The organism is Halorubrum tibetense (genome assembly GCF_042661865.1).
GTDB lineage: Archaea > Halobacteriota > Halobacteria > Halobacteriales > Haloferacaceae > Halorubrum > Halorubrum tibetense.
Map to the genome: position 1 here is coordinate 1 of NZ_JBHSWW010000381.1, position 1,893 is coordinate 1,893.

Here is a 1,893-nt window from a genome sequence, read left to right on the forward strand (position 1 = left end):
TCCACAGCGAGCGTGGCCAGCTCGTCGACCGAGACCGCCACCGACTCGACGCCGCGGTCATGGACGAGGGCGACGACCCGACGCCGAACACCCCGGCGGCCGTCCTGTCCGCGTTCCTCACGCAGTACTACGCCGAGCGGGAGTTCCCGGACGCCGTACTGCTGGCGGAGCGCCCCGACGACGACGTGGTCGACTGGCTCGAAGGAGAGGATGTCGCGGTCCGGGTGCCGGGCGCGGGACGGGAGGCGAAGCTGGTCGAGCTCGCGCTCAAGAACGCCCGAAAGCGCGGCGGGCGAACCGATCCGGTCGGCGCGCTCGGCGAGCGGCTCGGGATCGACCGGCCGGAGCGGATCGAGGGGTTCGACGTGAGCCACGCGTCGGGGACCGCCGCCGTCGGCTCGAACGTCTGTTTCGTCGACGGGAGCGCGGCGACGAGCGACTATCGACGGAAGAAGCTCGCCGACCGCAACGACGACTACGCGAACATGCGCGAGCTGGTCCGATGGCGTGCGACGCGAGCAATCGAGGGGCGCGACGACCGCCCCGATCCGGACCTGTTGCTGATCGACGGCGGCGAGGGACAGCTCGGAGCTGCACGGGACGCGCTCGCGGAGATCGGCTGGGACGTTCCGGTCGTCGCACTGGCGAAGGCTGAGGAGATCGTCGTGACGCCCGACGGCCCCCGTCGCTGGCCCGACGATACGTCCGAACTCCACGTCCTCCAGCGAGTTCGCGACGAGGCGCACCGCTTCGCGGTGCAGTACCACCAGACCGTCCGCGACGAGGTCCGGACGGTGCTCGACGACGTTCCGGGCGTCGGCCCGGAGACCCGGAAGCGGCTTCTCAGGCGGTTCGGGTCGGTCCAGAACGTCCGCGACGCGTCCGTCGAGGACCTCCGCGACGTCGACGGGATCGGGAAGACGACCGCCGAACGGCTCCGCGATCGGTTATAAGTGGCGAGCAGGCGGCGGCATCGGCCCGGGACGACTGCCGCACACCCGTCCCCCGTCCCGGGGCTTCGATCAAGTCACGGGGCGGTTGGCCGCGGATTCACGTATATATCCTCGGCACGTCGGTTCGTTTCCTAATATATGCTCTGGAGAGGAGCGGATACGGAGATATAACTCACTGGGGGCCGAACCCGATCCGTGACGTTCCTCCTGTACGGCGCGTACGGCTACACCGGCGAACTGGTCGCACGTGAGGCGGTCGCCCGCGGACTCGACCCGGTGCTCGCCGGGCGTGACGGGGACCCGCTCAGGGAGCTGGGCCGTGAGCTGCGATGTTCGGTCCGTGAGTTCCCGCTACAGCCTCCCGAGACGGTCGCCGAGAGCGTCCGGGATATCGACGTGGTCCTCAACTGTGCCGGCCCGTTCGTGGCGACCGCCGAGCCGCTGGTCGAGGCGTGTCTCGAAACCGGAACCGACTACCTCGATGTGACCGGAGAGTTCGCGGTGTTCGCGTCGCTCGCTGGTCGCGATGCGGCCGCGACGGAGGCGGACGTGACGCTTCTGCCCGGAGTCGGCTTCGACGTGGTCCCGACCGACTGTCTCGCCGCACGGTTGGTCGATCGACTGCCCGAGGCGACCGCGATCGCGCTCGGCTTCGACGCCGACGGCGACGTCTCGCGGGGGACCGCCAGGACCGCAGTACGGGGGTTGGGCGAGGGGACTCTCGTCCGTGAGGACGGGGCACTCGTCCGACTGCCGATAGGGAGCCGGACGCGCGACATCGACTTCGGGCGGGGAACGCGGTCCGCGGTCGCGGTGCCGTGGGGCGATATCGTCACCGCGGCGTCCACGACTGGCGTGGAAAACGTGACCGTCTACGCCGCGGTGCCGCCGCGGGTTCAGCGGCTACTACGGGCCGCCCGGCCGCTGGCCCCGCTCCTCC

Annotated in this window: 2 protein-coding genes; both read left to right on the plus strand. The window is 70.4% G+C overall.

Translation table 11 applies throughout. The features are described 5' to 3' along the window. The coding region (locus tag ACFQEU_RS15300) for a helix-hairpin-helix domain-containing protein (RefSeq protein ID WP_379783553.1) at positions 1 to 953 on the plus strand (953 nt) is incomplete at its 5' end. Positions 954 to 1,148: 195 nt separating this feature from the next. Further along, positions 1,149 to 1,893, plus strand: a 745-nt coding sequence (locus ACFQEU_RS15305) for a saccharopine dehydrogenase family protein (protein ID WP_379783555.1), incomplete at its 3' end; no start/stop codon positions are given.